Genomic DNA, 26,590 nt, shown 5'->3' on the forward strand with positions numbered 1-26,590 from the left:
TATCATTATAATTATCATTTATGTATTTTGAATAGTGGGCAATGCCTGTATCCCTTCACTGCACGATTTAATTTTGTCTTTACAGTAAAAGACGGCGATTTTGCCGGTAAAAAATCGGCTGGATGGTAATAACGATCGTAGTGACGGGAGAGTCACGACAGTTTGTTCGCCAGATAGGTAATTACTGTCAATATATTGATACACAAATATATTTTTCCTAGATGAATAAACAGATGTCCGGGCCGGCAAAACTGGCAATAATAGGCGGGTCGGCCGTTTATCTTCTCCTCATCGTCGACGGTTGTGACACGAACAGATTGTCACCTTACGCTAGCGGAAGTCTCTGGATCCAAGATGCAAACCACCTCGTTGTCCGATACCCGGAAAATTTGGCCCGCGCTCATCATTTTTTTGCTGGTGTTCACTCTGTGTCTGTTGGGCATAGTGAGTCGTCCCGGCAGTTTTCTGGCAATATTCTGGCCGGTGAACGCCGTACTGCTGGCGGTTCTGGTGCGGCGGCCACAGTGGGCTACGCGGGCCGGCTGGGGCATGGCGGTGCTGGGCTATCTGGCGGCGGACCTGCTGACCGGCAGTTCGCTGCAAAAGGCGCTGCTGCTGAACGCCGCCAATCTGACCGGCGTCGTGGTGGGGTATCTGTTGTTCATGCGGCTGTCGCCGCCGGCGCGCACGTTGCAGCGTGGCGCTTCCAGCATGTACCTGTTCGGCATCTGCCTGGCTGCCGCCGCCGCGACCGGCGCGGTGGGCGCCGCAACTTCGCAGTGGCTGTTCGGCAGACCGTATCTGACCTCGCTGGCGCTGTGGTTCTCGTCCGAATTCACCAACTACGTCACGCTGATGCCGTTTATTCTGGCGTTTCCCGCCGATTGGCGACGTCGCCTTGCGGCGGCCGGAGCCCTGTTCACCCAGCGCAGCCAATGGCCGCGCGCGGGGCGAAAACTCACGGTATTGGCGCTGCTGTTGCTGGCGGCGGTGTGCAGCGTGCTGATCGGCGGCCCCGGGGCGGTGATCTTTCCCATGCCGGTGCTGCTGTGGCTGGCGATGTCTTTCTCACTGTTCTGCACCATGATTGCGGTGCTGATTTATGTGCTGTGGTGCCATCTGGCGATCGATTTCGGGTTGCTTAGCACGACGCTCGACATGAAAGTGTTGCAAAACGCGGTATCGATGCGTTTGGGCATCGCGCTGTTGGCGCTGGGGCCCATCGCCGTGGCCAGCATGAACTATGCGCGTAATGCGCTGCTGCGCACGCTGGAGCACGTGGCGAATCACGATGCGTTGACGCACGTGCTGACGCGCAATGCGTTTATGCAACGCGGCGAACGGTTGATAGACCAAAAGGGCGAGCTGGTGTGCATCATGATGCTCGATATCGACTATTTCAAATCGATTAATGACCGTTTCGGCCATGCCGGCGGCGATCAGGCGCTGATGGCCTTTACCCGCGCGATCGCCGCCGATCTGAGCGTCGGTGACCTGTTCGGCCGCATGGGGGGCGAAGAGTTCGCCATCGTTTCGACGCTCGGCCAGCCGCAGCAGGGATGGCAATTGGCCGAACGCCTGCGGCAACGCATCGAAACGGAGTCTATCCTCATGCCGGCCGGGCATCCGCTGCAGATCACCGTCAGCATCGGCATGGTGACCTGCCCGGGCGGTTCCGGCCACAGCCTGGCGGATCTGCTTAAGCTGGCGGATCTGGCGGTGTACAAAGCGAAAAACGCCGGCCGCAACCGGGTCGCCACACCGGAATCGTCTCCGCCGGCCTGTCACGGCCGCTGAACTTCCGATCCGCGCTGCGTGCCTGCGGTCTAAACTGGTAAGGGACGCGGGCATTTCCGCCTGCGCCGAACCGACTGTCCTTAATCAGACAAGAGGATGCCAGAATGAAATACGTAGACGGGTTTGTGGTGGCGGTGCCGGCCGCCAACAAGGAGGCTTATCACCGGTTGGCGGCGGCAGCAGCGCCGCTGTTCAAAGAGTTTGGCGCCACGCGCATCGTGGAGTGCTGGGGCGATGACGTGCCCGATGGCAAGCTCACCGACTTTCGCGGCGCGGTGAAAGCCCAGGACGACGAAGTGGTGGTGTTCAGCTGGATAGAGTACCCCTCCAAAGCGGTGCGCGACGCCGCCAATGAGAAAATGATGAACGATCCGCGCATGAAAGCGCTGGGCGAGATGCCGTTTGACGGCAAACGCATGATTTTTGGCGGTTTCGCGCCGATCCTCGATGCGTAAAGGAGGCGCAGATGGCCAGAATTACGCAACATCTGTGGTTTGAAAAAGACATGGAAGCGGCGCTGAATTGCTATGTCGCGCTGATCCCCGGTTCGTCCGTGAACTGGTTTTCCGACCTGCCGGCGGATACGCCGAGCGGCCCGGCCGGCAGCGTGAAGCTGGCTTCCTTCACGCTGGGCGACCAGCGCTACGCGGCGATCGAAGCCGGGCCGCTGGATCCGTTTAACCACAGCTTCTCCGTGATGGTGGAATGTGACGATCAGGCGGAGGTCGACCGGCTATGGGATGCCTTGAGCGAGGGCGGCGAGGCGGAGCAGTGCGGCTGGCTGCGCGATCGCTGGGGGCTGTGCTGGCAGATCGTGCCGCGGCGCCTGACGGAGTTGATGAACGATCCGGACGCCGCTCGTGTGCGGCGGGTCACGGAAGCGATGCTGCTGATGGGCAAAATCGACATCGCCGGGTTGGAAGCGGCGGCGCGGGGCTAGCGGAAAGAGAACGAGGGAGAGAAAGGATGCATCGAGAACGGCACAGTATCGAACGCATCGGTTGGCTGCGGGCGGCGGTGCTCGGCGCCAACGACGGCATCGTTTCAACGGCCAGCCTGCTGCTGGGCGTCGCGGCGGCCAGCGCCTCGCATTCCGCGCTGATGATCGCCGGCGTCGCCGGGTGGGTGGCCGGCGCAATGTCGATGGCCACCGGCGAGTATGTGTCGGTCTCGTCGCAAGCGGATACCGAAAAGGCCGCGCTGGCGGAAGAGCAGGCGGAGCTGCTTGAAGACTACCCGGGGGAGTTTCGCGAACTGACGTCAATCTACGTGCATCGCGGCCTGGATCCGGCGCTGGCCCGGCAGGTGGCGGAAAAGCTGATGGCGCATGATGCGCTGGAGGCGCACGCGCGCGACGAGCTGGGCATTTCCTCCGCTACCCGCGCCCGGCCGCTGCAGGCCGCGTTGGCATCGGCTTTGAGTTTCTCCCTCGGCGCGCTGCTGCCGCTGCTGGTGGCGCTGTGGGCACCGGTCGCCTGGACGCGGCCGGCGCTGGTGGCCTCGGCGCTGATTTCCCTCGGCGTTCTCGGCGGCATCGCCGCGAAAACCGGCGGGGCGCCGATCTTGCCGGGCGTGGCGCGCATTCTCATCTGGAGCGCACTGGCGATGGCAGTTTCTTCCGGCGTCGGCCTGCTGTTTGGCGTGACGGCCGGCTAACGCCGCGTTTGCATCAATCTATTGCACCTCAAGCTCAGAATTTATCATTTGTCAGCCGTCGGCGTTCGCGGCAAGGTGACGGCAACGCCAACATCAGTCAGGGACACTTATGCAGAAATCACAGATCCTATCGTGGGTCGCCCAGCATCCGCTGTTGCAACGCATGGTCGCGCTAGAGCCGATCACCTGGTTCAATCCACGCGCGACAACGCTGGCCGCAGGGTTGCCCCACGTCGGGTTGACCGCCGCCGACGTCGCCGACGCGGAGCAGCGCCTGGCGCGTTTCGCGCCTTATCTTGCCGCGGCCTTCCCGGAAACCCAACCGACAAAGGGGATCATCGAATCCGAGCTGGTGGCGATCCCGGCCATGCAGCTCGCGTTGGATCGGCGCTATGGGCAGACGTTGGGCGGGCGCCTGCTGTTGAAAAAGGACAGCCATCTACCGATTTCCGGCTCAATCAAGGCGCGTGGCGGCATCTATGAGGTGCTGACGCACGCGGAAAAGCTGGCGCTGGAGGCGGGGCTGCTGCACACCGGCGACGACTACGCCCGGCTATTTTCCGACGCGTTTCGTCAGTTCTTCAGCCAGTACCGCATCGCCGTCGGCTCGACCGGCAATCTGGGATTATCCATCGGCATCATCAGCGCCCGGCTGGGGTTTGACGTCAGCGTGCACATGTCGGCGGATGCGCGGGCGTGGAAAAAGCAAAAGCTGCGCGACAATGGCGTGACGGTGGTGGAGTACGCCGACGATTACGGCGTGGCGGTCGAACAAGGGCGCAAACAGGCAGCGGACGATCCGAGTTGCTTCTTTATCGACGATGAAAACTCGCAAACCCTGTTCCTCGGCTACGCGGTGGCCGGCGGCCGCCTGAAGCGGCAGTTTGCCGAACAGGGCATCGTGGTGGACGCGCAGCATCCGCTGTTCGTTTATCTGCCGTGCGGCGTCGGCGGCGGGCCGGGCGGAGTCGCCTTTGGCCTCAAGCTGGCGTTCGGCGATCACGTTCACTGCATTTTCGCCGAACCGACCCATTCTCCTTGCATGCTGCTCGGCGTCTACAGCGGGTTGCATGACGGCATTGCGGTGCAAGATCTCGGCATCGACAATCGCACGGCGGCGGACGGACTGGCGGTGGGGCGCGCCTCCGGTTTTGTCGGCCGGGCGATGGAGCGCCTGCTGAGCGCGTTTTACACCCTGAGCGACGAAGAGATGTTCGCGTTGCTTGGGTTGTTGGACAGGCACGAGCATATCCAGCTGGAACCCTCCGCCCTGGCCGGCATGGCCGGGCCGTGGCGCGTTGCGGCCCATGCGGGGGAGCTCAGCGAGCAGGGCGTGAGCGCCGAGCACCTGGCCCAGGCGACGCATCTGGTATGGGCGACCGGCGGCGGCATGGTGCCGACGGCGGAAATGGCGAAATACCTCGCCGCCGCGCAAACGGCGCCGTGAGCCAATAGCGCCGAGGCTTGCGCTCGCTTCCTGTTTTTAGGCGGCGAGCGCGGTTTGACAAGCGCCGGTTCCCTCCGGCCCAGGGGCAACGTCAGAGCGGGCGCTCATGATGTTTTTAAAATGTTAACAAAATCACAACTCCCCACGCCGCAGTCACGGCTTAAATCTCCATATCCAATTAATAGTAAATAAAATTATTTTATTTACCGCTTTCTGATGTTCGTTTATCGCACGCTTATTTTTTTAACAATATTGAAGCATTCGCCGTGGGGTGGTTTGATTTGATTGTCGATTAACGAACTATATTCCGATAATCGCACAAATTAACCCTCTCGCCGGCTCGCAGCCGGCTGTTCCGTGCGGTGAGGTTCGCCGCACTCTCTGAGGAGCACGCCATGCCGCATGATAACAACGTAGAAATTCGAGGGTTTATCGATAACCAGCCATTTTCTCGCTACCAGTGGTTGATACTGGCTTTGTGTTTTTTGGCGGTCGCGCTGGATGGTTTCGATACCGCCATTATCGGTTTCATCGCCACGTCGCTGGTGCAGGAGTGGGGAATAGACAAAACCGCGCTGGGGCCGGTAATGAGCGCCGCGCTGGTCGGTCTGGCGGTAGGCGCGTTGGCCGCCGGCCCGTTGGCGGATCGCATCGGCCGCAAGAAAGTGCTGGTGATTTCGCTGCTGCTGTTTGGCGGCTTCAGCCTGCTGACCGCCTTCGCCGGCTCGCTTTCGACGCTGACGCTGCTGCGTTTTTTGACCGGGCTGGGACTGGGGGCGGCCATGCCGAACGCCGCCACGCTGATGTCGGAATATGCCCCTCAGCGCTGCCGAGCCCTGATGGTGAATCTGATGTTTTGCGGTTTCCCTCTCGGTTCGTCGCTGGGCGGTTTTTCTTCCGCCTGGCTGATCCCGCATTTCGGCTGGCAGAGCGTGCTGGTGCTGGGCGGCGTTATGCCGTTGTTGCTGGCGCTGGTTCTGATCGCCGCCTTGCCTGAATCCGTGCGCTTCATGGTCGCGCGCGGCTATGCCGCAGAGCGCATCGCCAAGGTGCTGAAGCGCATTGCGCCGATCCGAATGACGCCGCTGCCGCGCTTCATGTTGCAGGAAGAGGGGCTGATAAAGGCAGCGTCGCCGCTGGGCATGATCTTTTCGCGTCGCTATCTGCTGGGCACGTTGATGCTGTGTCTGACTTACTTCATGGGATTGATGATCTTCTATCTGCTGACCAGTTGGCTGCCGCTGCTGATCCGTGAAACCGGCGCCTCCGTTACGCAGGCGTCGCTGATCACCGCGCTGTTTCCGCTCGGCGGGGGGCTCGGCGTATTGATTATCGGTTGGTTGATGGATCGCATGAACCCGCACAAGGTGGTGGCCGTCGGCTATTTGCTGACCGGTTTGTTCGTCGGCATCATCGGCTATGTCTATACCTCTCCGCTGCTGATGGCGCTCACGGTGTTCATCGCCGGCACCTGCATGAACGGCGCCCAGTCATCCATGCCGGCCCTGGCGGCCGGGTTCTATCCCACCCAGAGCCGGGCGACCGGCGTGGCCTGGATGCTCGGTCTCGGGCGTTTTGGCGGCATTCTGGGGGCGATGAGCGGTGGCGTGCTGATGCAGATGCAGCTGTCGTTCAGCACCATTTTCACGCTGTTGGCCATCCCGGCGCTGATCGCGGCGCTGGCGCTGCTCGCCAAACACCTTTCCGGCGGCTACCCGGCGCTGCCGGCGCCGCTCAACAAAATGCTATGAGGGAGTCATGCTATGCGCACACAGGTTGTGATCATCGGCGCCGGTCCGGCCGGCTTGATGTTGTCCCATCTGCTGCACCTGCAAGGTGTGGAATCGGTGGTGTTGGAAACGCGCAGCCGGGAGGCGGTGGAATCGACCATTCGCGCCGGGGTGCTCGAACAGGGGACCGTCGATCTGCTCGAGCAGACCGGATTGGGGGAGCGGATGCGGCGGGAAGGGACGCGGCATCAGGGGATCCGCTTGGCGTTCGGTGGCCGGCAGCACCGCATCGATCTGGCCGGATTGACCGAGCGCGCCGTCACCGTTTATGCCCAGCACGAAGTTTTGAAAGACCTGATCGCCGCGCGTCTGGCGGCGCAGGGCCATCTATTTTTCGAGGTGGAGCAGGTTGAATTGAAGGCGCTGAACAGCGCGCAGCCCGAGGTTCACTACCGTCATGGCGACCAGCCGCGCCGGCTCCGCTGCGACTTTGTCATCGGATGCGACGGATTCCACGGCATCAGCCGCGCGGCGATGCCCGGTGGGCTGCGGCAGGATTACACCCGCACCTATCCGTTCGGCTGGTTCGGCATTCTGGTCGAAGCGCCGCCGTCCAGCGAAGAGCTGATCTACGCCTGCCATCCGCGCGGTTTTGCGTTGATCAGCACCCGTTCGCCCGGCGTGCAGCGCATGTATTTTCAGTGCGATCCTGCGGAACAGGTCGATCAATGGTCGGACGATCGTATCTGGCGCGAGTTGGAGCAGCGGCTGGAAAACCATGAAGGCTGGACGCTGAAAAAGGGCCGCATATTTCAGAAAAACGTGGTGGGCATGCGCAGCTTCGTTACCGAACCGATGCGCTACCGGCGCCTGCTGTTGGCGGGCGACGCGGCGCATATCGTGCCGCCGACCGGCGCCAAAGGGTTGAATCTGGCCATGGCCGATGTTTGCCTGTTGTCCCAGGCGCTGGAGACGTTTTACCGGCGAGGCGACTGGCAACGGCTGGACGATTACAGCGACACCGCCTTGCAGCGGGTCTGGCGCGCCGAGCATTTTTCCTGGTGGATGACCCACATGCTGCATACCCGGCGGGAAGACACACCTTTCGAACACCGGCTGCAACTCTCAGAGCTGCAGTACACGGTGAAATCACGCAGCGCCATGACGATGCTGGCGGAAAATTATGTCGGGGCGCCATTCCCGGCGATATAAGCGAAAACGCCCATGCCGTTCGGCATGGGCGAGAAGGGGCGTCACCGCCCCTGAGCTACGGCGGTTACAGCTGTTCGCCGTTGCTGGCGATCACCCGGCGATACCAGTCGAAGCTTTTCTTGCGCGAACGTTCGAGCGTGCCGGTGCCGTCGTCGTGTTTGTCGACGTAGATGAACCCGTAGCGTTTGCTATACTCACCGGTGGTGAACGACACGCAGTCGATGCAGCCCCACGGCGTGTAGCCGATCAGATCTACGCCGTCTTCAATCACCGCTTTCTTCATCTCTTCGATATGGGCGCGCAGATAGTCGATGCGATAGTCATCGTTGATCTGGCCGTCCGCATCCACCTTATCGAAGGCGCCGAAGCCGTTCTCCACGATAAACAGCGGCTTCTGGTAACGTTCATACAGCACGTTCAGCGAATAGCGCAGCCCGACCGGATCGATCTGCCACCCCCAGTCGGAGGCTTTGACGTGCGGGTTCGGCACATTGCCCGGGAAGCCGAACATGCCGTCGCTGCCGTCCACCGCGTTGGCCTGCAGCGCATTGCTCATGTAATAGCTGAAGCCGATGTAATCGGTGCAGCCCTCGCGCAGGATCTGCGCGTCCTGCGGCTGCATCTCGATCTTCAGCCCTTTGCGTTCCCAGTCACGCAGCAGGTAGCTGGGGTAGTAGCCGCGCATTTGCACGTCGGTATACAGATAGCGCTGGTGCATTGCTTCCACGGCGTACATCACGTCGTCCGGCTTGCAGGAATAAGGGTAGAACGGCACGCAGGCCAGCATGCAGCCGATCTTGAATTCCGGGTTGATCTGATGACCGAGTTTGACCACCTGCGCGCTGGCGACGAACTGGTGGTGCAACACCTGGTACAGCGCCTGCTCAGGGTTGTCTTCCTGGGTGTAGTCCACGCCGGAACAGCAGTAGCCGAACAGCGGGTAGCGGTAGTTGCTCTGGTTGTTGATTTCGTTGAAGGTCATCCAGTACTTCACCTTCTCGCGGTAGCGGCGCATCACCACTTCGCTAAAGCGCACGAAGAACTCCACCACCCGTCGATTTTTCCAGCCGCCGTAGGCTTTCACCAAATGGTAAGGCATTTCGAAGTGCGACAGGGTGATCACCGGCTGGATGCCGTATTTCAGCAACTCGTCGAACAGATCGTCGTAAAACTGCAGGCCGGCCTCGTTTGGCGTTGCTTCGTCGCCGTTCGGGAAGATGCGCGTCCAGGCGATCGAAGTGCGGAAGCATTTGAAACCCATCTCGGCGAACAGCGCCACGTCCTGCTTGTAGCGGCCGTAGAAATCCACCGCTTCATGGTTGGGGTAACGGTAGCCGTCGAGCACGCCGTCGGTCATCACGCGATCGACGCCGTGCGAACCGCCGGACAGCACGTCGGCGATGCTTGGCCCTTTGCCGCCCCGATCCCAACCGCCTTCAACCTGGTGCGCGGCGACCGCGCCTCCCCACAGAAAATCTTTCGGCAACTGTTTCATCGTCAATGTCTCATCTTATTTAATGAAGGATAATAACGTTTGCATTGCCAATAGAGTAACAAGACCGAAAGAAATGTCACGATATAACAAATCGCCGTGCAAAGTGATTTGTCACAATAAAAAAACAGCCTGTTTTATTTTTCCGAATTAATATGCCCAAGCCGTTTGCCGATGGTTTCAATAATGTAAAGCACGGGGATCTGCGTGGTGATATTGTGATGCCCGCCGATCAAATGCTGCGGCACGTGGTAGGAGAGATTAAAGTCCGCCAGCCGCGCCAGTGAAGAGGTTTCGTTGTTGGTGATGCTGATGATCTTGCAGTGGTGCAGGCTGAACTGGCTCGCCAGTCGCAGGATCTCTTCGGTCTCGCCGGAGACTGACAACATGATCGCCACCGCGTTTTTATACATATCGCTGTTGACGGGATAATAAGGATCGTCGATATGGGTGCTGAATTTCCCGACGTTGGAAAAGAAACGCGCGCCATATTTCCCCAAGGCGCCAGAGGTGCTGATGCCGACGAAAATAATCCGCTCGGCGGCGGCGATATGGTGCGCCGCTTCATCGAGTAACTGATTAAATTCGTCGTTGCTGACGCTTTTAAAAAAACTGAGAATTTCGCCGATGCCGGAATCGACCGGCGGCGCATCGGTTTGCTCCAGATACAGTTTGAAACGGATGCGAAATTCTGAATAACCGTCACAACCCATTTTTTTGCAAAATCGCAGCACGGTGGTGGTGGACACGCCGGCGGCCTCGGCCAGCTCGCGGATGGTCATGTACATCACTTGATTTTTGTGTTTGCTGACGTAGTTATAAACCATCAGCTCCAGGGCGTTGAGCTCGGCGATTGCTTTATGGGTAAACATGAGTCGATCCGGCGGCTGAAAACGGGACATTTATCTGCGGGTTACCATAGCAAAATTCGCCGCTGCCGGCACTGCCGAACAAAAAGAAAAGCCGCACCAGTCAGGGGCGGCCCAGGGTTCACGACGAACAAATTAAAGCAAAAACGTTCCGGAAGACATGCCATGAAAACGCGTTTCATCACACAGAGTTAGCATAGGCCAACTGATGCCGGCGGCAAAATGCCGGTTTCTGCTTTCTAAAGCCAACGCGCGGCAAAAGCTATGGCGCCTCGGGTTTATCTTCTGACCAGCGGGCGGCGTTGACATCCACCTTAACCGGCAGCAGCCCGATGGCGGTGAATTTATCCGCCAACTGTTGTTGCTGCCTGAACACCTCCGGCGACATGCGCTGGCTGCCGAACGGCATGCGAGCGATGGCTCTGGCCCAAATGGCCTGATCCAGGCCGGTGCTCTGAGCGAGGATCGCCGCCGCCTCCTGTGGATGCCCGTTGGCCCAGTCGCTCAGCGCGCCGAGCTGTTGAATCACCTGTTTGGCGCTGTCCGGGTACGTTTCGGCAAAGCGGCGGCTGGCGAGATAGAAGGTGTAGTGCGGCACCAGGCCTTCCGCGTCTTTCAGCAGGCGGGCGTTGGCACGGGTTTCCACCTCGGCGTAGTAGGGATCCCAAATCACCCAGGCGTCGACGCTGCCGCGCTGGAAGGCGGCGCGGGCATCGCTCGGCGGCAGGTAGACCGGCGTGATGTCCTTGTAGCTCAAGCCGGCCTGTTCCAGCGCGCTCACAAGCAGGTAATTGACGTCAGATCCTTTGTTCAACGCCACGCGTTTGCCTTTCAGATCGGCCACGGAGCGGATCGGCGAATCCTGCGGCACCACGATGGCTTCGGTTTTCGGGCTGGGCGGCGAATGCGCCAAATAAACCAGATCGGCCTTGGCGGCTTGCGCGAAGGCCGGCGGGGCGTCGCCGGTCGCCGCCAGATCGATGCTGCCGACGTTCAACCCTTCCAGCATCTGCGGGCCGGCGGGGAATTCTATCCAGCGAACCTTGACGCCCTGCGGCTCAAGGGCTTTTTCCAGCGTGCCGCGGTATTTCAGCAGCGCAAAAATGTTGGCTTTCTGGTAACCGATGGTGATTTGCTGCGGTTTCTCCTGCGCGCCGGCCGGCAGGCTAAACAGGCCGAGCAGCAGGGCGGCGATCAGCGGCGTTGTGAGTTTTCTCATCCTGATTTTCCGATAGGCAAGTGAACGATAGCGATGACGCGCTGGGCGTAACGCCATGAAACGGCATTTAAATTTTCCTGCGGCGGGATAAGGGCGATGATAATGAGCGGCGCAGTGGCGTGTAAAGCGCCCGCTTATGCTGAATAATGCCTTGTTTAGCCATAAATGAGCTTAAGCGGGAGAGGGGGACATGACGCTATGCCGCGTCACGCTCGCGCGAACGCCCCAGCAACAGCGGCACCAGCAGATACAGGGCGGCGGCCGACGCCCAGACCAGGCCGGGCCAGACATCGCGCGTGGCGGCATACAGCGCCGTCGCCACCAGCGGCCCCGCGACGCCGATCAGGCTGCCCATGCTGGCCAGCGTCCCTTGCAGCTCGCCCTGATGGTCGTCGTCCACCTTGTGCGCCATCAACGCCTGCAGCGCCGGCAGCGCCATGCCGCCCGCCGCGAAGAACGGCAGCAGCGCAAAGGGCGCCCAGCCGCGCGTGGCGATCGATAACAGCATCAGACCCAGCGCGTCGGCCGCCAGGCCGATCAGCAGCGCCTTGCGTTCGCCGAGCCGTGCGACCAGCGGGCCGATGGCGAAGGCCTGCGACAGCGCGTGGCAGGCGCCGTAACCGGCCAGCGACAGGCCCGCCACCATCATGCTCCAGCCGAAACGATCCTGACCGTATAAAATCCATAGCGTGGCCGGCGCCTGTGAAACCAGCGCCATGATCAGGTAAATGCCGGCCAGCGGCAACAGGCCCGGTTTGCCGTGCAGCCGTCGCAATGACGAAAAGGGATTGAGGCGGATTTTCTCGGCGGCGCGGGCGCGGGGTTTGCGCGATTCCGGCAGCAGGAAAAACGCCATGATCAGGTTGAGGGCATTCATCGCCGCCGCCGCCAGGAAGGGCGCATGCAGATGCCATTCGCCCAGCGAGCCACCGAGCAGCGGGCCGACGATAAAGCCGACGCCGAACACCGCGCCCACCAGGCCAAAACGCCGCGCGCGCTGGCCGGCAGGAGTAATATCGGTAACGTAAGCGGTGGCGACCGCCATGTTGGCGCCGGTGATGCCCGCCAGCAACCGGCCCAGATAGAGCCAGGCCAGCGTCGGTGCGAACGCCATCAGCAGATAGTCGGCCGCCGCGCCGGCGAGCGAGATGAGCAGCACCGGCCGCCGGCCGAAACGATCGCTCAGCGCGCCGAGGATCGGCGAGAACAGAAATTGCATTAACGCATAGGCCGCCAGCAGGGCGCCGTAGTGCAGGCTGCCGGCGTCAAGACCGCCCAGCGAGCGCAACAACGCCGGCAGAATCGGCATGATCAGACCGATGCCCACCGCATCCAGCAACACCGTCAACAAAATAACCAGCATGGGTTTTTTCAAAATTGTGACTCTAACAGTGATAGAGTATTGAGTATTCCACAGTTACCCTATCAGTGATAGAGAGATGAGCGAAAAAAATACTGCGATGCGTTTAACGCGTGAAACCGTCCTGCGCGGGGCGCTGGCGCTGCTGAATGAGATCGGCATCGATGCGCTGAGCACCCGCCGCCTGGCGCAACATTTGGGCGTGCAATCTCCCACGCTCTATTGGCATTTCAAGAACAAGGCCGAGCTGCTGAAGGCGATGGCGGAAACCATCATGCTGGATCACCGTGAAGAGGTGCCCGCCGACATGCCCTGGCAGGATTGGGTTGTCACCAATGCCGGCAACTTCCGTCGGGCTCTGCTGGCTTACCGCGACGGCGCGCGTCTGCACGCCGGCACCCGGCCGCAGGAGCCGCAATTCGCCATTATCGAGGCCAAGGTGGCGCTGCTGTGTCGGGCGGGGTTGACGCCGGAACGCGCCGTTAATCTGCTGTTCGCCGTCGGGCGCTTCGTGGTGGGCTGGGTGCTGGAAGAGCAACAAATGCAGCCGGACGATGCGCTGAATGACGCCGATCGCCGGCGTTACCCGCTGCTGTGCGAAGGCTGGGAAACATTGCAGGATAAGGGGGCAGACGCGCTGTTCGAAGCCAGTGTGCGGCTGTTGGTTGACGGCGCCGAGGCCGAATTGATGATCGACAATAATCACGGCAAGCAATCATAAAACCGGGCTTATCTATCGGAAATTTATAGAAAATACCCACTTTTCGTTAAAGCCATGGCGGCTACATTCCCTTAACATCATCAAGTCTTTTGATGATAATTATTAGCATGCTGCTCAATTATTCGCCGCAGTGATGTTACGGATTAAATCCGTTTGTTTAAGGGATAGTTTCACCATGGAAATCAACGTTAATGGCCGGGTGGTTCCACTCGGCAATCTCGCGCCCGACACGCCGCTGCTGTACGTTTTACGCAACGATCTGCACTTGAATGGCCCCAAATATGGCTGCGGCCTGGGGGAGTGCGGCGCCTGCACGGTGCTGATCGACGGCGTCGCCGCGCGTTCTTGCTCAATGCCGCTGGCCGCCGTAGGAAGCAAGTCCGTCACTACGCTGGAAGGCCTGGGAACAGCGGAAACGCCGCACCCGGTGCAGCAAGGGTTTATCGATGAGCAGGCGGCGCAGTGCGGTTACTGCGCCAATGGCATGATCATGACGCTGGTCGCGTTGTTCGAACGCGAGCCGGATGCAGATGAACAGACAATCAAGAAAGAGCTGGCCTACAACCTGTGCCGCTGCGGCACCCACCTTGAGATCTTGCGCGCCGCCGAGCGCGCCCGCGATCTGCTGGCTGCGCGGAGGCAAGCATGAGCCGCCTCGAACTGACCCGCCGACAGTTGTTGCAGGCCGGGGGTGTGGTGATGGTCAGCAGTCTGCTGCCCGCGCCGTTTAACGCCTTCGCCGCCGAGGCGGTTTCATCGCCTGCCGATCTGCCGCTGGATCGGGTGGACAGCTTTATCAGCCTCACCGCCGACGGCCGGGTGACGGCCTTCAATGGCCACGTCGATCTCGGCACCGGCATTCGCACCGCGCTGGCGCAGATCGTCGCCGACGAAATTTGCGCGCCGTTCGAGCACGTCACGATGATCCTGGGCGATACGCAACGCACGCCGGATCAGGGGCCGACCATCGCCAGCGCCACCATCCAGGTCACGTCGGTGCCGCTGCGCCAGGCGGCGGCGCAGGTGCGACATATGCTTACGGCGCTGGCGGCCAAAGCCTTCGAACTGCCGGCCGACCAGCTGACGGCGGCCGCGGGGCAGGTGTTTGTGACCAAGAATCCGGGGCGTTCCTTGAGCTATGCGCAGCTGGCGAGCGGGCAAAATCTGCACGTGGCGCTGGATAAAAACGTGCCGCTGAACGGTGAACAGCAGAATCGCTACGTCGGCCGCGCCGTTGCCCGAGTCGATATTCCGGCCAAAGTGAGCGGTGGGCTGACCTACGTGCACGATCTGCGTTTGCCCGGCATGCTGCATGGCCGGGTGGTGCGCCCGCCTTACGTAGGCGCCGACAGCAGCGCCCCGCTGGGCGGCGGCCTGTTGTCGGTGGATGAACGTTCGATCGCGCACCTGCCGGGCATCGTGAAACTGGTGGTGATCAACGATTTCATCGGCATCGTGGCCGAGCGCGAAGAGCAGGCGATCGCCGCCATGCGCCAGCTGAAAACCGAATGGAAACCCTGGGCCGGCTTGCCGGATCTGTCGCCGGAAGCGCTGCCTGCCGCGCTGGAGGCCAACCCGAAAACCGACCGCGTGCTGCGCGACGATGCGGGCACGGATGCCGCGCTGGCGGCGCTGCATACTGAAGTGCGGGCGGATTATGTCTGGCCCTACCATCAGCACGCCTCGATCGGCCCTTCCTGCGCGGTGGCGGAGGTTAAAGACGGGCGGGCGCAGGTGTGGTCCGGCACGCAAAACCCGCACGATCTGCGCAAAGATATCGCCAGGCTGCTCGAGTTGCCGTCTGAGCAGGTGCACATCACCCGCATGGAAGCCTCCGGCTGCTATGGCCGCAACTGCGCCGACGACGTCTCGGCGGACGCGGCGCTGTTGGCGCGGGCCACCGGCCGCCCGGTGCGGGTGCAGTTGATGCGCGAACAGGAGTCCGGCTGGGAGCCGAAGGGCACCGGCCAACTGATCCGGGTGCGCGGCGGCCTCGACGCGCAAAATCGGGTGGCGGCTTACGAGTTGAAAACCAGCTATCCCTCCAACAATGCGGTGACCTTGCCGCTGGTGTTGACCGGCAAGGTGGCCAACCTGGCCGACGTGCAACAGATGGGCGATCGCACCGCCATTCCGCAATACGCGTATCCGCACATGCGGGTGATTTGCCAGGACGCCGCGCCGATCGTGCGGGCGTCGTGGATGCGCGGCGTTTCGGCGTTGCCCAACGTGTTCGCCCATGAGTCCTGGATCGACGAGCTGGCCTGGCGCGCCGGCGAGGACCCGATCGCGTTTCGCCTGCGTTACCTGAACGATCCGCGCGCGGTGGCCTTGATCGAGGCTCTGAAGCGCCAGGCGAACTGGCAAGACGGCCCGGCGCACCGGTCGCGCGCCGCCGGCGCCGAAGTGGCGAGCGGCCGCGGCTTCGCCTATGCGCGCTATTTCCACAGCAAATTCCCCGGCTTTGGCGCCGCCTGGGCGGCCTGGGTGTGCGATCTCAGCGTCAACCGCCTTTCCGGGCAGATCACGCTCGATAAAATTTTCGTGGCGCATGACTGCGGCCGGATGATCAACCCGGCCGGGGTGCGCCATCAGGTGCACGGCAACATTATCCAATCCGCCAGCCGGGTACTGAAAGAGTTTGTGACCTTCAACGAGACGGGGGTGACGTCATTGGACTGGGGCGGCTATCCGATCCTGCGCTTTGACGAATTGCCGCAGATCGATATCCAGCTGATCGACCGCCCGGACGAAGCGCCGATGGGCGCCGGAGAGTCCGCCTCGGTGCCGAGTGCGGCGGCGATCGGCAACGCGCTGTTTGACGCCCTCGGCGTGCGCCTGCGGGAGGTGCCGTTCACACCGGCGCGGGTGCTCGCCGCGCTGCGCGCTCAGGCCGGCCATTAACCCCCCGTAACGAACAAGGACAGCAAAGATGAGTAAGATGAAAAAAATCGTCGGGTGGGGCGGCGTCACGGTGATCGCCGTTGTGGTCGCCGGCGTGGTCGCCAGTTGGCAGCCGGAAATCGCGCCGCTCGCCGCCGATGCGACCCACAGTTTCAGCGAGGCGCAGATCGCGCGCGGCAAAACCCTGGCCGATCTCGGCGACTGCGCCGTGTGCCACACCCGTGCGGGCGGTGAGCGCAATACCGGCGGGCTGGCGATGGAGATCCCCTTCGGCACCATTTACACCACCAACATCACGCCGGATGTGGAAACCGGCATCGGCAGCTGGAGTTACGCGGCGTTCGAGCGCGCCATGCGGCACGGCGTCGATCGCCAGGGCCGCTATCTCTACCCGGCGTTTCCCTATACCGCCTTTACCCGCACCCGCGACGACGATCTGCAGGCGCTGTACGCCTACCTGATGTCGCAACCGCCGGTCAAATACCGGCCGCCGGCCACCGATCTGCACTTTCCGTTCAATATTCGCCAGGGCATCTTTGCCTGGAACCTGCTGTTCCTGACGCCTGGCGCGATGCAGGACGAGGCGGCCCAGAGCGCCGACTGGAACCGCGGCGCGTACCTGGTCGAAGGGCTGGGGCACTGCAGCGCCTGCCATTCGCCGCGCAACGTGCTGTTCGGCGAGAAAACCGGTGACGACCATCTGGACGGCGGCGTGGCGGAAGGCTGGACGGCGCCCGCGTTGACCGGCCACTCGCCCGCGCCGCTCGATTGGACGCAGCAGGATCTGGTCGATTTCATGCGCACCGGCTACTCGGCCAACCACGGCGTCGCCGCCGGCCCGATGGCGCCGGTGATCGAAGAAGGGCTGTCGCGCTTGCCGCAGGCCGATCTGCAGGCGATCGCCGTCTACTTGCGCAGCTATCATCCTGAAACGGCGGCGGGTGCTACGGCGGCAACGTTAAACGCTCAGGCGGAACGGCAGGTGGAGCCTCTGAGTTCGGAAGGGGCGCGGCTGTTTTCCGGCGCCTGCATGGCGTGCCATGCGCAGGAAAAAGGCGCGCAGATGGCGGGAGTGCGGCCGTCATTGGCGCTGAACACCAACCTGTTCGCCGAGGCGCCGGACAACGCCATTCGCGTGGTGCTCGATGGCATACAGCGGCCGGCGAACGCCGAGCTGGGCTATATGCCGAGCTTCCGCCATAACCTGAATGACGCGCAGATCGCCATCCTGCTCAACTACCTGCGGCAGCATTACGCCGGTCAGGCACCGTGGCCCGATTTGACGGCGCAGGTCGGCCGCTTGCGCGCCGAAACCGCGCAGAAATAGCCGCCGGGGGCTGGACAGCCGCGCCGTGTTGGCGACAATAGCGTTTTTCACATGGACAGAGGCAGTAAAATGAATACGTTAGACGCAATCCGTCAGCGCCGCGCTACCAAGCAGTTTGATACGCAGCACGTGATGACGCTCGAAGAGAAAAAAGCGCTGTTGAACATTGCGCTGCAGGGCGCACCCAGCGCATTTAACCTGCAGCACTGGCGTCCGCTGCTGATCGAAGATCGCGCACAACGCGAGAAAATTCGCGAAGCGGCGTGGGGGCAGGCGCAGGTGACCGACGCATCGATGCTGGTCGTGCTGTGCGGCGATCTGTCGAGCTGGGAGTCACAGGTAAAAACCGTTTGGGCCGAGGCGGCGGAGCCGGTACAGCAGTTCATGATCCCGGCCGTCGATCAGTATTATCGCGGTAAGCCGCAGGTGCAGCGCGACGAGGTGATGCGCAGCAGCGGCATCTTCGCCCAGACGCTGATGCTGGCGGCCAAGGCGCAGGGTTACGACTCTTGCCCGATGGACGGGTTTGATTTCGACGCGGTGGGCGAGATTATCAACAAACCGGCTCACTATCAGATCGCGCTGATGGTCGCCATCGGCAAGGCGGTGGGGCAGCCTTATCCGCGCATCGGCAAACTGCCGTTCGACGAGGTGGTGAAAACCGATCGCTTCTGAGCTGAACGGTGAATGACAAAAGGGAAGGCTTGCGCCTTCCCTTATTTTTTTGTGACGCACAGTTCGTTCCAGTAGCTGAAACGGATGCGCCGTTGCAGGCGGTGATGCCACATAGAAAACTCCTTCTACCCTACACGGTTTAAATAAATAGCACCGCGCCGGACACAAGGCGAATGCCTTATTGTGCATAGCTTGCCCATCGGGCGGGATTAACTGATTTTACCGGCCCGGTGCGCGGCGGACGCCCATCGCCAGCCGAAGTTCATGCCCGCCGCCGCGCCGAGAATGGCCAGCGTGCCCAGCAACTGCAGCAGGCTGAGACGGTGCCCGAACACTGCCCAGTCCACCACGATCGCCACCGCCGGGTAGATGAACGACAGCGCGCCGACCAGAGCGGTGGGGATTTTCTGGATAGCGCCATAGAGCAACGTGGACATCACCCCGGTATGCACCAGGCCGAGGGTCGCCAGCAGCAGCCAGTCGAACGGTTCTGCGGGAAGGCGGGCCAGACCGGCGAACGGCGCCATCGCCAGCGCGCCGACGGTCAGCTGAATCAACACGAGCAGCTGCGGCGGCAGCGCGGCCAGCTGTTTGACGATCGCCGCCGCCAGGGCGTACATCAGGGCCGCACCGAGCGCCAGCGCCACGCCGAGCAGATAGTCGCCCTCGCCGCCACTGCTCTGCCGGCCGGTGACGATCAACACCATCCCCGCGAATGCCAGCAGAAGCCAGCCCAGCCGGTTAGCCGTCAGTTTTTCGCCGAACAGCAGCGCCCCCAGCGCCACCAACATAAACGGCTGAACGTGGTAGGTCACGGTGGCGACAGCGATCGAAGCATGCTGATAGGCAGCAAACAATAACGTCCAGTTGAGCACCAGCGCGAGGCCACCCAGGACGGCGAACGCCAGCTGCCGCCGGTTGATCGCGTCTGATTTCAGTTGCCCAAGCGCGGCGCAGGTCGCCAGCATCGCCAGCGCGCCGAACGCGCAGCGCCAAAACACCACCGTGGCGGGCGGCTGCCCTAAAACGAGTACCGGCCAACCGACGGTGCCGGAGATTGTCATGGCGAGGATCATTTGCACTGCGCCGCGCGTTGTCGTTTTCATGTCATTTTCCTCGTTGCCTGGCCGTGCTTGTGATGAAGCCGCTTAGTCATTAAAATGAACAATCGGACATTATGATGAACATGGTTGACGGTGTTCGTCAAGTCGAACAATTGAACGGTACAATGAACAATGAGCGATAACCTGATGCAGAACATCACGCCGATCGGCCTCTTGTCGGCGGCAATCCGCCGCGAGCGGGAGCGATTGAATCTGTCGGTGACCGAGTTGGCGAAGCGCGCAGGCATCGCCAAATCCACGCTGTCGCAGCTCGAGGCCGGCAGCGGCAATCCCAGCCTGGAAACGCTGTGGGCGTTGGCGATGGCGCTGGATGTGCCGGTCAGCCGGCTGATTTCACAGCCGAGCAGGCCGGTGCAAGTGATCCGCGCCCATGAAGGAACGCCGGCGCTGTCGGAGCAGGGCAACTACGCCGCCACGCTGCTGGCCACCTGCCCGCCGGGCGCGCAGCGCGACATTTACCGGCTGCGGGTGCAACCCGGTGAAACGAAATGCTCGCGGCCGCATCCGCCGGGCACCGTCGAGCACGTGATCATCAGCAGTGGACGGGCGCGCCTTGGCCCGGCGGATCAGCCGCAGGTGCTGAGCGCCGGGGATTACATCAGTTACTCCGCCGATCGCGAGCATATTTTCGAAGCGCTGGAGCCGGAGACCACCGCCGTCATGTTGATCGAGCAGGGCTAGCGCGGCGTTGATGGTTCGTTTATTGAAAATGATTCTCAATTATATTAGTGTGCCCGCCTGTTTTGACGCCGGGACGGGCGTATGGCCCGGTGTCGCTGCTTAACGCCCTTCAAGGACCGAAGATGAAAATCGCTATTCCTTCCATACTGTTACTCGCCGGTTTGACGGCGACGCACCCGGCCACCGTGTTGGCCGCTGCACCGCCCGCCGCGGCGGATCAAGGCCAGAACGACACGGCCAACAACGATTTCAGCTTCGTGCGCTATCGCGCGGATTATCGCGTTAACGCCAACGCCACCAACGTGAAGACGGAAAGCTACGAAGTGCTGCTGAAAACCAAGGCGGCGGTCGAAAAATTCAGCCAGATCCGCCTGAGCTACAGCGAGAAAATGGAAACGCTGGAGGTGGTCGCTGCCTATACGCTGACCGCCGACGGCCAGCGCCACGATGTGGCGCCCGATCGCATCTATACCCAGGAGAGCTACTCCAGCGCCACGGCGCCGCTGTATGCCGACCGCAAAGTGCGCGTCATCGTGTTCTCCAACCTGGCGCCGGGCTCGCGCGTGGTGTACGAACTGCGCCGCACGCAGAACACCCCGTATTTCCCTGACTATTTCGGCCTGTGGGAGACCTTCAGCGTTTTCGATCAGTTCGACGACGCCGAAGTGACCCTGCAGGCGCCGGCCAAGCTGCCGATGCATATCTTCACGCGCGGCGTCGAGGGCGGGGACCAACCGCTGATCCGCAACGGCCAAGCGCACTGGCGCTGGCATTATTCGCGCAGCGCGCCGATGAAGGCGCAAAACTGGGCGGCGGACAGCTGGACCTTCAGCCCGACCATCATGGCCAGCACCTACCGCGAGTGGCCGCAGTTGGCCAAGGCCTACCAGCTGAAGGCCGGCGCGGCGGCGAAGGTGACGCCGGGCATTCAGGCGCTGGCGGACAACATCACCGCCGGCATCAGCGATCGGCGCGAGCAGGCGGAGGCGCTCTATCGCTGGGTGGCGCAAAACATTCGCTACGTGGCGGTGTACCTGGGCAACGGCGGGCTGGAGCCGAATTCGGCGCAGAGCATTCTCGATAATCACTATGGCGACTGTAAGGATCATGTGGTGATCCTGGAGGCGCTGCTCGCCGCCAAGGGCATTGAAAGCTCGCCGGTGCTGATCGGCATGGATGAAGGCCCGATACTGCCTAACGTGCCGCTGCTCGGCCGCTTTAATCACGCCATCACCTACGTGCCTGAATTCAATTTGTACCTGGACTCCACCAATCCCTGGGCGCGGTTCGGCCAACTGCCGGAGGGGGATCTGGGGGCGCCGGTGCTGCTCACGCGCGACGCCAAACTGGCGCGCACGCCGGGCAGCGACGAGCAGCCGGTCAACAGCGCGCTGAGCGTCGATTTTGTGTTCGACAAGGCGGGCAATCTGCATGGGCAAACCGAGCGCCGGCTGAGCGAAGTGGAAGAGATTGACCTGCGGGGCTACTTCTCGCAGATCAATCTCCAGAACCGGGCGCAGGCCGAAGCGACGATCATGTCCGCCTCCGGCATCGACGGCAGCGGCGAGGTGGCGATGAACAGCGATCCGCTGGATCTCAAAAAGCAGTTCGGTTACCGCTTCCGCTTCAAGGCGGACGACTACGTCGATTTCGGCGTGGTGGGCGGCATGACGTTGCCCAACCCGCCCGGCGGCAAATCGTTCCGCACGCTGTATACCACCACGGCGGCGCCGGGCAACGAAACCCCGTTCTACTGCACCGCGCAGCGCTACGACGAAACCTACCGTCTGCAGCTGCCGGCCAACGTGCCGATTATCGCCATTCCGCAAGACAGGCAGTTCCGCAATGCGGCGGGCGACTATCGCGTGGCGTGGCGGCGCGACGGGCAGCAGGTGACCGTCAATCACCGCCTGCAGGTGAACGCCATTCGCGGCAAGGAAGCGCTGTGCCAGGCGCAGGATTACCCGGCGTTCCGCGAGCTGTTCCAGCAGGTGCGGCGCGGTTTCCGTGGCCAGGTGGTGTACGGCGAATTGGCCAACGGCAAATAAGCCGCTGCCCCGTAGTCGGATAAAAATGGCCCCCACTCAGATGCCAGTGGGGGCCGTAGCGTTCCCACTAAGCGATCTTAACCGCGCGCACCTCTTTGGATCTCAACTTCACGCGGATTGGCACCGATTTGTACGAAGGCGTGCCGCTCTCCTCATCGATGTAATGCAGCGGCACCAGCACGTTGGCTTCCGGGTAGTAGGCGCCGACCGAGCCGGCTGAGATGTTGTAGGCGATCACCGTGATGCCTTCCAGGCGCTGGGTGCTGCCGGGCAACGCCGTTTCCAGGTCGACCACGTCGCCATGCTCCAGCCCCAAACGTTGCAGATCGCTGTCATTCATAAACAGCACGTCGCGCCGGCCGAAAACCCCGCGATAGCGGTCATCCAGGGCATAAATGGTGGTGTTGTACTGATCGTGGCTGCGCAGGGTGATCAGCCGCAGCGTATTTTGTTCCGCCGCAATCTGGTCTTCGTGTAACCCGCTGAACACCGAAAACATCGCCTTGCCCGTCGCCGTCGGCCACTGGCGTTCGGTCGGCGGCAATGGCATGCGGAAACCGCCGGGTTGGCGAATGCGCGCGTTGTAATCGTCGAAGCCCGGAATGGTTTTTTCGATCAGATCGCGGATCACGTCGTAATCTTCGATCAGTTCATCCCAGGGCACCTTGCTGGCGGGCATCACCGCTTTGGCCATGCCGGCCACAATGGCGGGTTCCGAACGCAGCAGTTCCGACGCCGGTTTTAATTTGCCGGACGAGGCATGCACCATCGACATCGAATCCTCCACCGTCACCGATTGTCGCCCGCCGGCCTGCATGTCCAGTTCGGTGCGGCCCAGGCAGGGCAGAATGAGGGTTTCTTTCGCCACCAACAGATGGCTGCGGTTGAGTTTGGTGCCGATATGCACGCTTAACTCCAGCGCTTTCATCGCCGGGAAGCTCTGATCGGGGTCCGGCAGCGCTACGGCGAAGTTGCCGCCCAGGCAGATCAACGCCTTCGAAGCGCCGTCGATCATCGCCTGCATGCATTTCACGGCATCGTGACCGTGGGCCTTGGGCGGCGTGAAGCCAAACACCGTTTCCAACTTCGCCAAAAATTCGGCCGAGGGTTTTTCGGTGATGCCGACGGTGCGATTGCCCTGCACGTTAGAGTGGCCGCGCAGCGGGCAAATGCCGGCGCCCGGTTTGCCGATGTTGCCGCGCAGCAGCAGCAGGTCAGCGATCAGGCGCACGTTGGCGGTGCCTTTATTGTGTTGCGTAATGCCCATACCGTAGGTCACGATGGTGGCATTGGATTTCGCGTAAGCGGCGGCGACCTGTTCCAGATCCCGGCGCGCCAGGCCGCTCTCCGCCTCAATCGCATCCCAACCGGTGGCCTTCAGGTCGGCGGCGAAAGCCGTAAACCCTTCAGTGTGCTCGGCAATAAAGGCGTGATCCAGCGCATTGCCATGCTCATCATCCAACTGCAGCAACGCTTTGGCGATGCCTTTGAGCGCCGCGGCGTCACCGCCGGCTTTGACCTGATAGTAGGTTGAAGCGATCGGGGTCGAACTGTAGGTCGCCATTTCGATGACGTTTTGCGGATCGGTGAAACGTTCGAGCGCCCGCTCGCGCAGCGGGTTAAAGACAATGATCGGCACTTTTTTGCGCGCCAGCTCATGCAGCGTGCCCATCATGCGCGGGTGGTTGGTGCCCGGATTGTGCCCGATGGAGATAACCAGCTCCGCGCTGTCAAAGTCGTCCAGCGAGACGGTGCCTTTACCGATGCCGATCGATTGCGGCAGGCCAACGCTGGTCGGCTCATGGCACATGTTGGAGCAGTCGGGAAAGTTATTGCTGCCAAATTCACGCGCAAACAGCTGGAACAGGTAGGCCGCCTCATTGGACGCCCGGCCGGAGGTATAAAATTCCACCTGTTCCGGCGGCAGCGTCTGCAAGACGGCGGCGATGCGTTGGAACGCCTCGTCCCAGGCCAGCGGGCGCAGGGTGTCCGTCCCGGCGTCATAAAACAGGGGCGTGGTCAGGCGGCCATAGTCTTCCAACTGATAATCGGTTTTTTGCAGCAGTGAGGTCACGGTATTTTGCGCCAGGAATTCGGGCGTCACGCGCTTGCTGGTCGCTTCCCAGGTCACCGCTTTGGCGCCGTTTTCGCAAAACTGAAAGGTGGAGCGATGCTCTTTATCCGGCCATGCGCATCCCGGGCAGTCAAACCCGTCGGGCTGGTTGGTGCGCATCAGCGTCACCGGCGCTTCTAAGGTATCCATCTGCGTGCGCACGGCGATGGCCGTCGCTTTCAGCGCGCCCCAACCGCCGGCGGGCCCATCGTAGGGATGGACACCGGGTACTGCTCGTCTTTTCGCCATTATTGATTGCCTCCGACACCGCTTACGACAAATGCAGGTGATTGATTTAAAGATAATATTTTCGTTATCGTCTAAGAAGGAAGGCAGACACCGCCGTCGTCAAACGCGCGCCTGTCGCTTCAGTATAGATGAGTAAGAAAGGGTGCAGCGGCAGTCAATGCGGGGAAGTAGCGGCCCGTCTAATCGAAGGCGGGCCGCCGGGGCGTTACTTTTTCACCACCAGGCCCACGCCGCGGCCACGCGGATCGGACGCGGTTTCCGGCGTGCGGCCATCGATGCGGATGACCTGAATATCCCCCATGTTCCAGCCCTGGTCTTCGAGGGTGTAACCCATGGCCTTCAGCTCGTCCGCCGGTTTGCCGGTCAGCGGCGCAAAGCTGTCATAGTAGACGGTATCCTTCGGCAACAGCTGATGGTGCACGCGCTGGGCGGCCACCGCCTGCGCCAGCGGCAGGTGGTAATCGTAGAGGTTGTTGATCACCTGGAAGATCGAGGTGAAGATGCGTGAACCGCCCGGGGTGCCGATCACCAGGGTGACGTCGCCGTCGCGGGTGATGATGGTCGGGCTCATCGAGGAGAGCATGCGTTTGCCCGGCTCGATGGCGTTGGCGTCGCTGCCCACCACGCCAAAGGCGTTGGCGACGCCGGGTTTGGCGCTGAAGTCGTCCATCTCGTCGTTAAGCAGGAAGCCGGCGCCTTTGACCACCACGCCGCTGCCGAAGTCCCAGTTGAGCGTATAGGTGTTGCTGACCGCGTTGCCGGCCGCATCGACGATCGAGAAGTGGGTGGTTTGGTGGCTTTCCAGCCCCGGCCGCACCCGTTCGGTCGGCGAGATCGCCTGCGGATTGATCTCGGCGGCGCGTTTTTGCAGGTAATCAGGGGCGATCAGCTGCGCTTCCGGCACGTTAGTGAAATCCGGGTCGCCAAGGTAGTCGGCGCGATCGGCGAACACGCGTTTTTCGATTTCCGCCAACAGGTGGATATAGCGCGCCGAGTTGAGCGGCACGCCCTTGAAGTCGGCCGCGCGATCTTCTTTGATCCCCAGCAGCTGCGCCAACGCAATGCCGCCGGAGCTGGGCAGCGGGGCGGTATACACGGTGTTGCCGCGCCAGCTGATGCGCATCGGTTCACGCCATTTCACCCGATAGTCGGCCAAATCCGCCGCGCCGATCAGCCCGTTGTCGCGCTGCATTTGCGCCACCAGCAGGCGGGCGGTTTCGCCGTGATAAAAATCGTCGGCGCCCGATTTGGCGATGCGCTCAAGGGTGGCGGCCAGCTCCGGCTGTTTGAACACCGTGCCGGGCTTCATGGCGCCGAAATAGTCGCCGAAGTTGGTTTTACCGGCGAACAGTTTGTTGGCGTCTTCACGGTACTGATACTGCTGGTCCGCCACGGTGAAACCTTGCCGGGCGTAACTTATCGCCGGCGTCAGCAGTTCGGCCCACGGCAGCTTGCCGAAACGCTTATGGGCTTCCCACAACCCCAGCACGGTGCCCGGCACACCGGCGGCGCGGCTGCCCACCAGGCTGAGATTTTCGATCACTTCGCCTTTCTCGTTCAGATACATGGTCTTGCCGGCGGCCTTGGGCGCCACTTCGCGGTAGTCGAGGAAATAGGGTTTGCCGTCGACGTACAACGTCATAAAGCCGCCGCCGCCGATATTGCCGGCTTCAGGGTAGGTCACCGCGAGGGTAAAGGCGGTGGCGACCGCCGCGTCGACCGCGTTGCCGCCGGCCTGCAGAATGTGTGCGGCGACCTTGGCGCCATACTGATCCGGGGCGGCGACCGCGCCAGCGGTCAGATCGGCGGCAAAGGCGGCGGGAACGGTGCAGGCAAGGGCCACGCTCAGAGCTATCGTTTTCAATAAACCGGCAGACATAGAAGATCCTTTTAGCGATGTTCAGTTATCAGGTGAATTCAACTAATTATTTTGAAACAGCAGGTTAGCGCGTTTTCTTCGGGTTGT

At 61.8% G+C, this 26,590-nt stretch carries 21 protein-coding genes; 14 read left to right on the plus strand and 7 right to left on the minus strand.

Annotation, left to right across the window (positions count from 1 at the left end; all coding sequences use genetic code 11):
- Positions 1–354: 354 nt before the first annotated feature.
- The 7 genes from ACJ8KE_RS05660 to ACJ8KE_RS05690 all read left to right on the plus strand — a co-directional run bounded on the left by ACJ8KE_RS05660 (position 355) and on the right by ACJ8KE_RS05690 (position 7,842).
- On the plus strand, positions 355–1,797 hold the full coding sequence (locus tag ACJ8KE_RS05660; protein WP_274870065.1) for a GGDEF domain-containing protein: 1,443 nt from the start codon (positions 355–357) through the stop codon (positions 1,795–1,797).
- A gap of 104 nt (positions 1,798–1,901) precedes the next feature.
- Complete coding sequence (locus tag ACJ8KE_RS05665) at positions 1,902–2,252, plus strand: DUF1428 domain-containing protein (RefSeq protein WP_016927653.1); 351 nt, start codon at positions 1,902–1,904, stop codon at positions 2,250–2,252.
- An 11-nt stretch (positions 2,253–2,263) separates the two neighbouring features.
- A complete protein-coding gene (locus ACJ8KE_RS05670; RefSeq protein ID WP_015377932.1) occupies positions 2,264–2,737 on the plus strand; it encodes a VOC family protein in 474 nt (157 codons plus the stop codon).
- A 26-nt stretch (positions 2,738–2,763) separates the two neighbouring features.
- Complete coding sequence (locus ACJ8KE_RS05675; protein WP_033640227.1) at positions 2,764–3,453, plus strand: VIT1/CCC1 transporter family protein; 690 nt, start codon at positions 2,764–2,766, stop codon at positions 3,451–3,453.
- 109 nt (positions 3,454–3,562) lie between these two features.
- Positions 3,563–4,900 carry a D-serine ammonia-lyase gene (locus ACJ8KE_RS05680; protein ID WP_274870067.1) on the plus strand — a complete coding sequence of 446 codons (1,338 nt, stop codon included), beginning with the start codon at positions 3,563–3,565 and terminating at the stop codon, positions 4,898–4,900.
- Between the two features lie 395 nt (positions 4,901–5,295).
- Positions 5,296–6,651, plus strand: coding sequence for an aromatic acid/H+ symport family MFS transporter (locus tag ACJ8KE_RS05685; protein ID WP_079449738.1), 1,356 nt, complete (start codon positions 5,296–5,298; stop codon positions 6,649–6,651).
- A 12-nt stretch (positions 6,652–6,663) separates the two neighbouring features.
- Positions 6,664–7,842, plus strand: coding sequence for a 4-hydroxybenzoate 3-monooxygenase (locus ACJ8KE_RS05690; RefSeq protein WP_261105179.1), 1,179 nt, complete (start codon positions 6,664–6,666; stop codon positions 7,840–7,842).
- 64 nt (positions 7,843–7,906) lie between these two features.
- On the opposite strand, the gene ACJ8KE_RS05695 is transcribed toward ACJ8KE_RS05690, so the two are convergent.
- The 4 genes from ACJ8KE_RS05695 to tet(41) all read right to left on the minus strand — a co-directional run bounded on the left by ACJ8KE_RS05695 (position 7,907) and on the right by tet(41) (position 12,797).
- Positions 7,907–9,343 carry a 6-phospho-beta-glucosidase gene (locus tag ACJ8KE_RS05695; RefSeq protein WP_284065344.1) on the minus strand — a complete coding sequence of 479 codons (1,437 nt, stop codon included), beginning with the start codon at positions 9,341–9,343 and terminating at the stop codon, positions 7,907–7,909.
- 128 nt (positions 9,344–9,471) lie between these two features.
- The gene (locus tag ACJ8KE_RS05700; protein WP_016927659.1) at positions 9,472–10,206 is read right to left on the minus strand and encodes a MurR/RpiR family transcriptional regulator; all 735 of its coding nucleotides are present in this window, start codon (positions 10,204–10,206) and stop codon (positions 9,472–9,474) included.
- Positions 10,207–10,465: 259 nt separating this feature from the next.
- Positions 10,466–11,422: a sulfonate ABC transporter substrate-binding protein gene (locus tag ACJ8KE_RS05705; protein ID WP_016927660.1), complete on the minus strand. Its 957-nt coding sequence runs from the start codon at positions 11,420–11,422 to the stop codon at positions 10,466–10,468.
- 196 nt (positions 11,423–11,618) lie between these two features.
- Complete coding sequence (gene tet(41) / locus ACJ8KE_RS05710) at positions 11,619–12,797, minus strand: tetracycline efflux MFS transporter Tet(41) (protein WP_071525934.1); 1,179 nt, start codon at positions 12,795–12,797, stop codon at positions 11,619–11,621.
- A 64-nt stretch (positions 12,798–12,861) separates the two neighbouring features.
- Between tet(41) and tetR the strand changes: the two genes are divergently transcribed.
- The 5 genes from tetR (at position 12,862) to ACJ8KE_RS05735 (ending at position 18,409) form a co-directional block, all read left to right on the plus strand.
- Positions 12,862–13,503 carry a tetracycline resistance transcriptional repressor TetR gene (tetR, locus tag ACJ8KE_RS05715; protein ID WP_016927662.1) on the plus strand — a complete coding sequence of 214 codons (642 nt, stop codon included), beginning with the start codon at positions 12,862–12,864 and terminating at the stop codon, positions 13,501–13,503.
- A 175-nt stretch (positions 13,504–13,678) separates the two neighbouring features.
- On the plus strand, positions 13,679–14,152 hold the full coding sequence (locus tag ACJ8KE_RS05720) for a (2Fe-2S)-binding protein (protein ID WP_016927663.1): 474 nt from the start codon (positions 13,679–13,681) through the stop codon (positions 14,150–14,152).
- Positions 14,149–16,407 carry a xanthine dehydrogenase family protein molybdopterin-binding subunit gene (locus tag ACJ8KE_RS05725; RefSeq protein ID WP_016927664.1) on the plus strand — a complete coding sequence of 753 codons (2,259 nt, stop codon included), beginning with the start codon at positions 14,149–14,151 and terminating at the stop codon, positions 16,405–16,407. The genes ACJ8KE_RS05720 and ACJ8KE_RS05725 overlap by 4 nt, the downstream gene beginning before the upstream one ends.
- Positions 16,408–16,435: 28 nt before the next feature.
- A complete protein-coding gene (locus ACJ8KE_RS05730) occupies positions 16,436–17,734 on the plus strand; it encodes a c-type cytochrome (RefSeq protein ID WP_028128332.1) in 1,299 nt (432 codons plus the stop codon).
- Between the two features lie 69 nt (positions 17,735–17,803).
- Complete coding sequence (locus tag ACJ8KE_RS05735; RefSeq protein ID WP_016927666.1) at positions 17,804–18,409, plus strand: nitroreductase family protein; 606 nt, start codon at positions 17,804–17,806, stop codon at positions 18,407–18,409.
- Positions 18,410–18,618: 209 nt separating this feature from the next.
- On the opposite strand, the gene ACJ8KE_RS05740 is transcribed toward ACJ8KE_RS05735, so the two are convergent.
- Positions 18,619–19,515 carry a DMT family transporter gene (locus tag ACJ8KE_RS05740; RefSeq protein ID WP_016927667.1) on the minus strand — a complete coding sequence of 299 codons (897 nt, stop codon included), beginning with the start codon at positions 19,513–19,515 and terminating at the stop codon, positions 18,619–18,621.
- Between the two features lie 129 nt (positions 19,516–19,644).
- Here ACJ8KE_RS05740 and ACJ8KE_RS05745 point away from each other — a divergent pair, with 129 nt between their 5' ends.
- Together ACJ8KE_RS05745 and ACJ8KE_RS05750 are read left to right on the plus strand one after the other, a co-directional pair.
- Entirely contained in the window at positions 19,645–20,214 is a 570-nt protein-coding gene (locus tag ACJ8KE_RS05745) for a helix-turn-helix domain-containing protein (protein WP_016927668.1), read from the plus strand.
- Between the two features lie 122 nt (positions 20,215–20,336).
- Positions 20,337–22,262: a DUF3857 domain-containing protein gene (locus ACJ8KE_RS05750; protein ID WP_442517155.1), complete on the plus strand. Its 1,926-nt coding sequence runs from the start codon at positions 20,337–20,339 to the stop codon at positions 22,260–22,262.
- Positions 22,263–22,329: 67 nt separating this feature from the next.
- Here the strand turns inward: ACJ8KE_RS05750 and ACJ8KE_RS05755 are convergent, their stop codons facing one another.
- Both ACJ8KE_RS05755 and ggt read right to left on the minus strand, forming a co-directional pair.
- Positions 22,330–24,627, minus strand: a complete 2,298-nt coding sequence (locus tag ACJ8KE_RS05755; RefSeq protein WP_116403610.1) for an FdhF/YdeP family oxidoreductase — start codon at positions 24,625–24,627, stop codon at positions 22,330–22,332.
- 202 nt (positions 24,628–24,829) lie between these two features.
- The gene (gene ggt / locus ACJ8KE_RS05760; protein ID WP_079452117.1) at positions 24,830–26,503 is read right to left on the minus strand and encodes a gamma-glutamyltransferase; all 1,674 of its coding nucleotides are present in this window, start codon (positions 26,501–26,503) and stop codon (positions 24,830–24,832) included.
- Between the last annotated feature and the right edge of the window lie 87 nt (positions 26,504–26,590).

Origin of the sequence: Serratia sp. CY56464, assembly GCF_052168435.1 — a bacterium.
Classification (GTDB): domain Bacteria; phylum Pseudomonadota; class Gammaproteobacteria; order Enterobacterales; family Enterobacteriaceae; genus Serratia; species Serratia marcescens.

Coding starts and splice junctions, on each gene's coding strand:
- ACJ8KE_RS05745 (WP_016927668.1), top strand. CDS start 19,645: ATGAGCGATAACCTGATGCAGAACATCACGCCGATCGGCCTCTTGTCG.
- ggt (WP_079452117.1), bottom strand. CDS start 26,503: ATGTCTGCCGGTTTATTGAAAACGATAGCTCTGAGCGTGGCCCTTGCC.
- ACJ8KE_RS05725 (WP_016927664.1), top strand. CDS start 14,149: ATGAGCCGCCTCGAACTGACCCGCCGACAGTTGTTGCAGGCCGGGGGT.
- ACJ8KE_RS05740 (WP_016927667.1), bottom strand. CDS start 19,515: ATGAAAACGACAACGCGCGGCGCAGTGCAAATGATCCTCGCCATGACA.
- tetR (WP_016927662.1), top strand. CDS start 12,862: ATGAGCGAAAAAAATACTGCGATGCGTTTAACGCGTGAAACCGTCCTG.
- ACJ8KE_RS05690 (WP_261105179.1), top strand. CDS start 6,664: ATGCGCACACAGGTTGTGATCATCGGCGCCGGTCCGGCCGGCTTGATG.
- ACJ8KE_RS05700 (WP_016927659.1), bottom strand. CDS start 10,206: ATGTTTACCCATAAAGCAATCGCCGAGCTCAACGCCCTGGAGCTGATG.
- ACJ8KE_RS05735 (WP_016927666.1), top strand. CDS start 17,804: ATGAATACGTTAGACGCAATCCGTCAGCGCCGCGCTACCAAGCAGTTT.
- ACJ8KE_RS05680 (WP_274870067.1), top strand. CDS start 3,563: ATGCAGAAATCACAGATCCTATCGTGGGTCGCCCAGCATCCGCTGTTG.
- ACJ8KE_RS05730 (WP_028128332.1), top strand. CDS start 16,436: ATGAGTAAGATGAAAAAAATCGTCGGGTGGGGCGGCGTCACGGTGATC.
- ACJ8KE_RS05685 (WP_079449738.1), top strand. CDS start 5,296: ATGCCGCATGATAACAACGTAGAAATTCGAGGGTTTATCGATAACCAG.
- ACJ8KE_RS05720 (WP_016927663.1), top strand. CDS start 13,679: ATGGAAATCAACGTTAATGGCCGGGTGGTTCCACTCGGCAATCTCGCG.
- ACJ8KE_RS05660 (WP_274870065.1), top strand. CDS start 355: ATGCAAACCACCTCGTTGTCCGATACCCGGAAAATTTGGCCCGCGCTC.
- ACJ8KE_RS05665 (WP_016927653.1), top strand. CDS start 1,902: ATGAAATACGTAGACGGGTTTGTGGTGGCGGTGCCGGCCGCCAACAAG.
- ACJ8KE_RS05750 (WP_442517155.1), top strand. CDS start 20,337: ATGAAAATCGCTATTCCTTCCATACTGTTACTCGCCGGTTTGACGGCG.
- ACJ8KE_RS05670 (WP_015377932.1), top strand. CDS start 2,264: ATGGCCAGAATTACGCAACATCTGTGGTTTGAAAAAGACATGGAAGCG.
- ACJ8KE_RS05705 (WP_016927660.1), bottom strand. CDS start 11,422: ATGAGAAAACTCACAACGCCGCTGATCGCCGCCCTGCTGCTCGGCCTG.
- ACJ8KE_RS05675 (WP_033640227.1), top strand. CDS start 2,764: ATGCATCGAGAACGGCACAGTATCGAACGCATCGGTTGGCTGCGGGCG.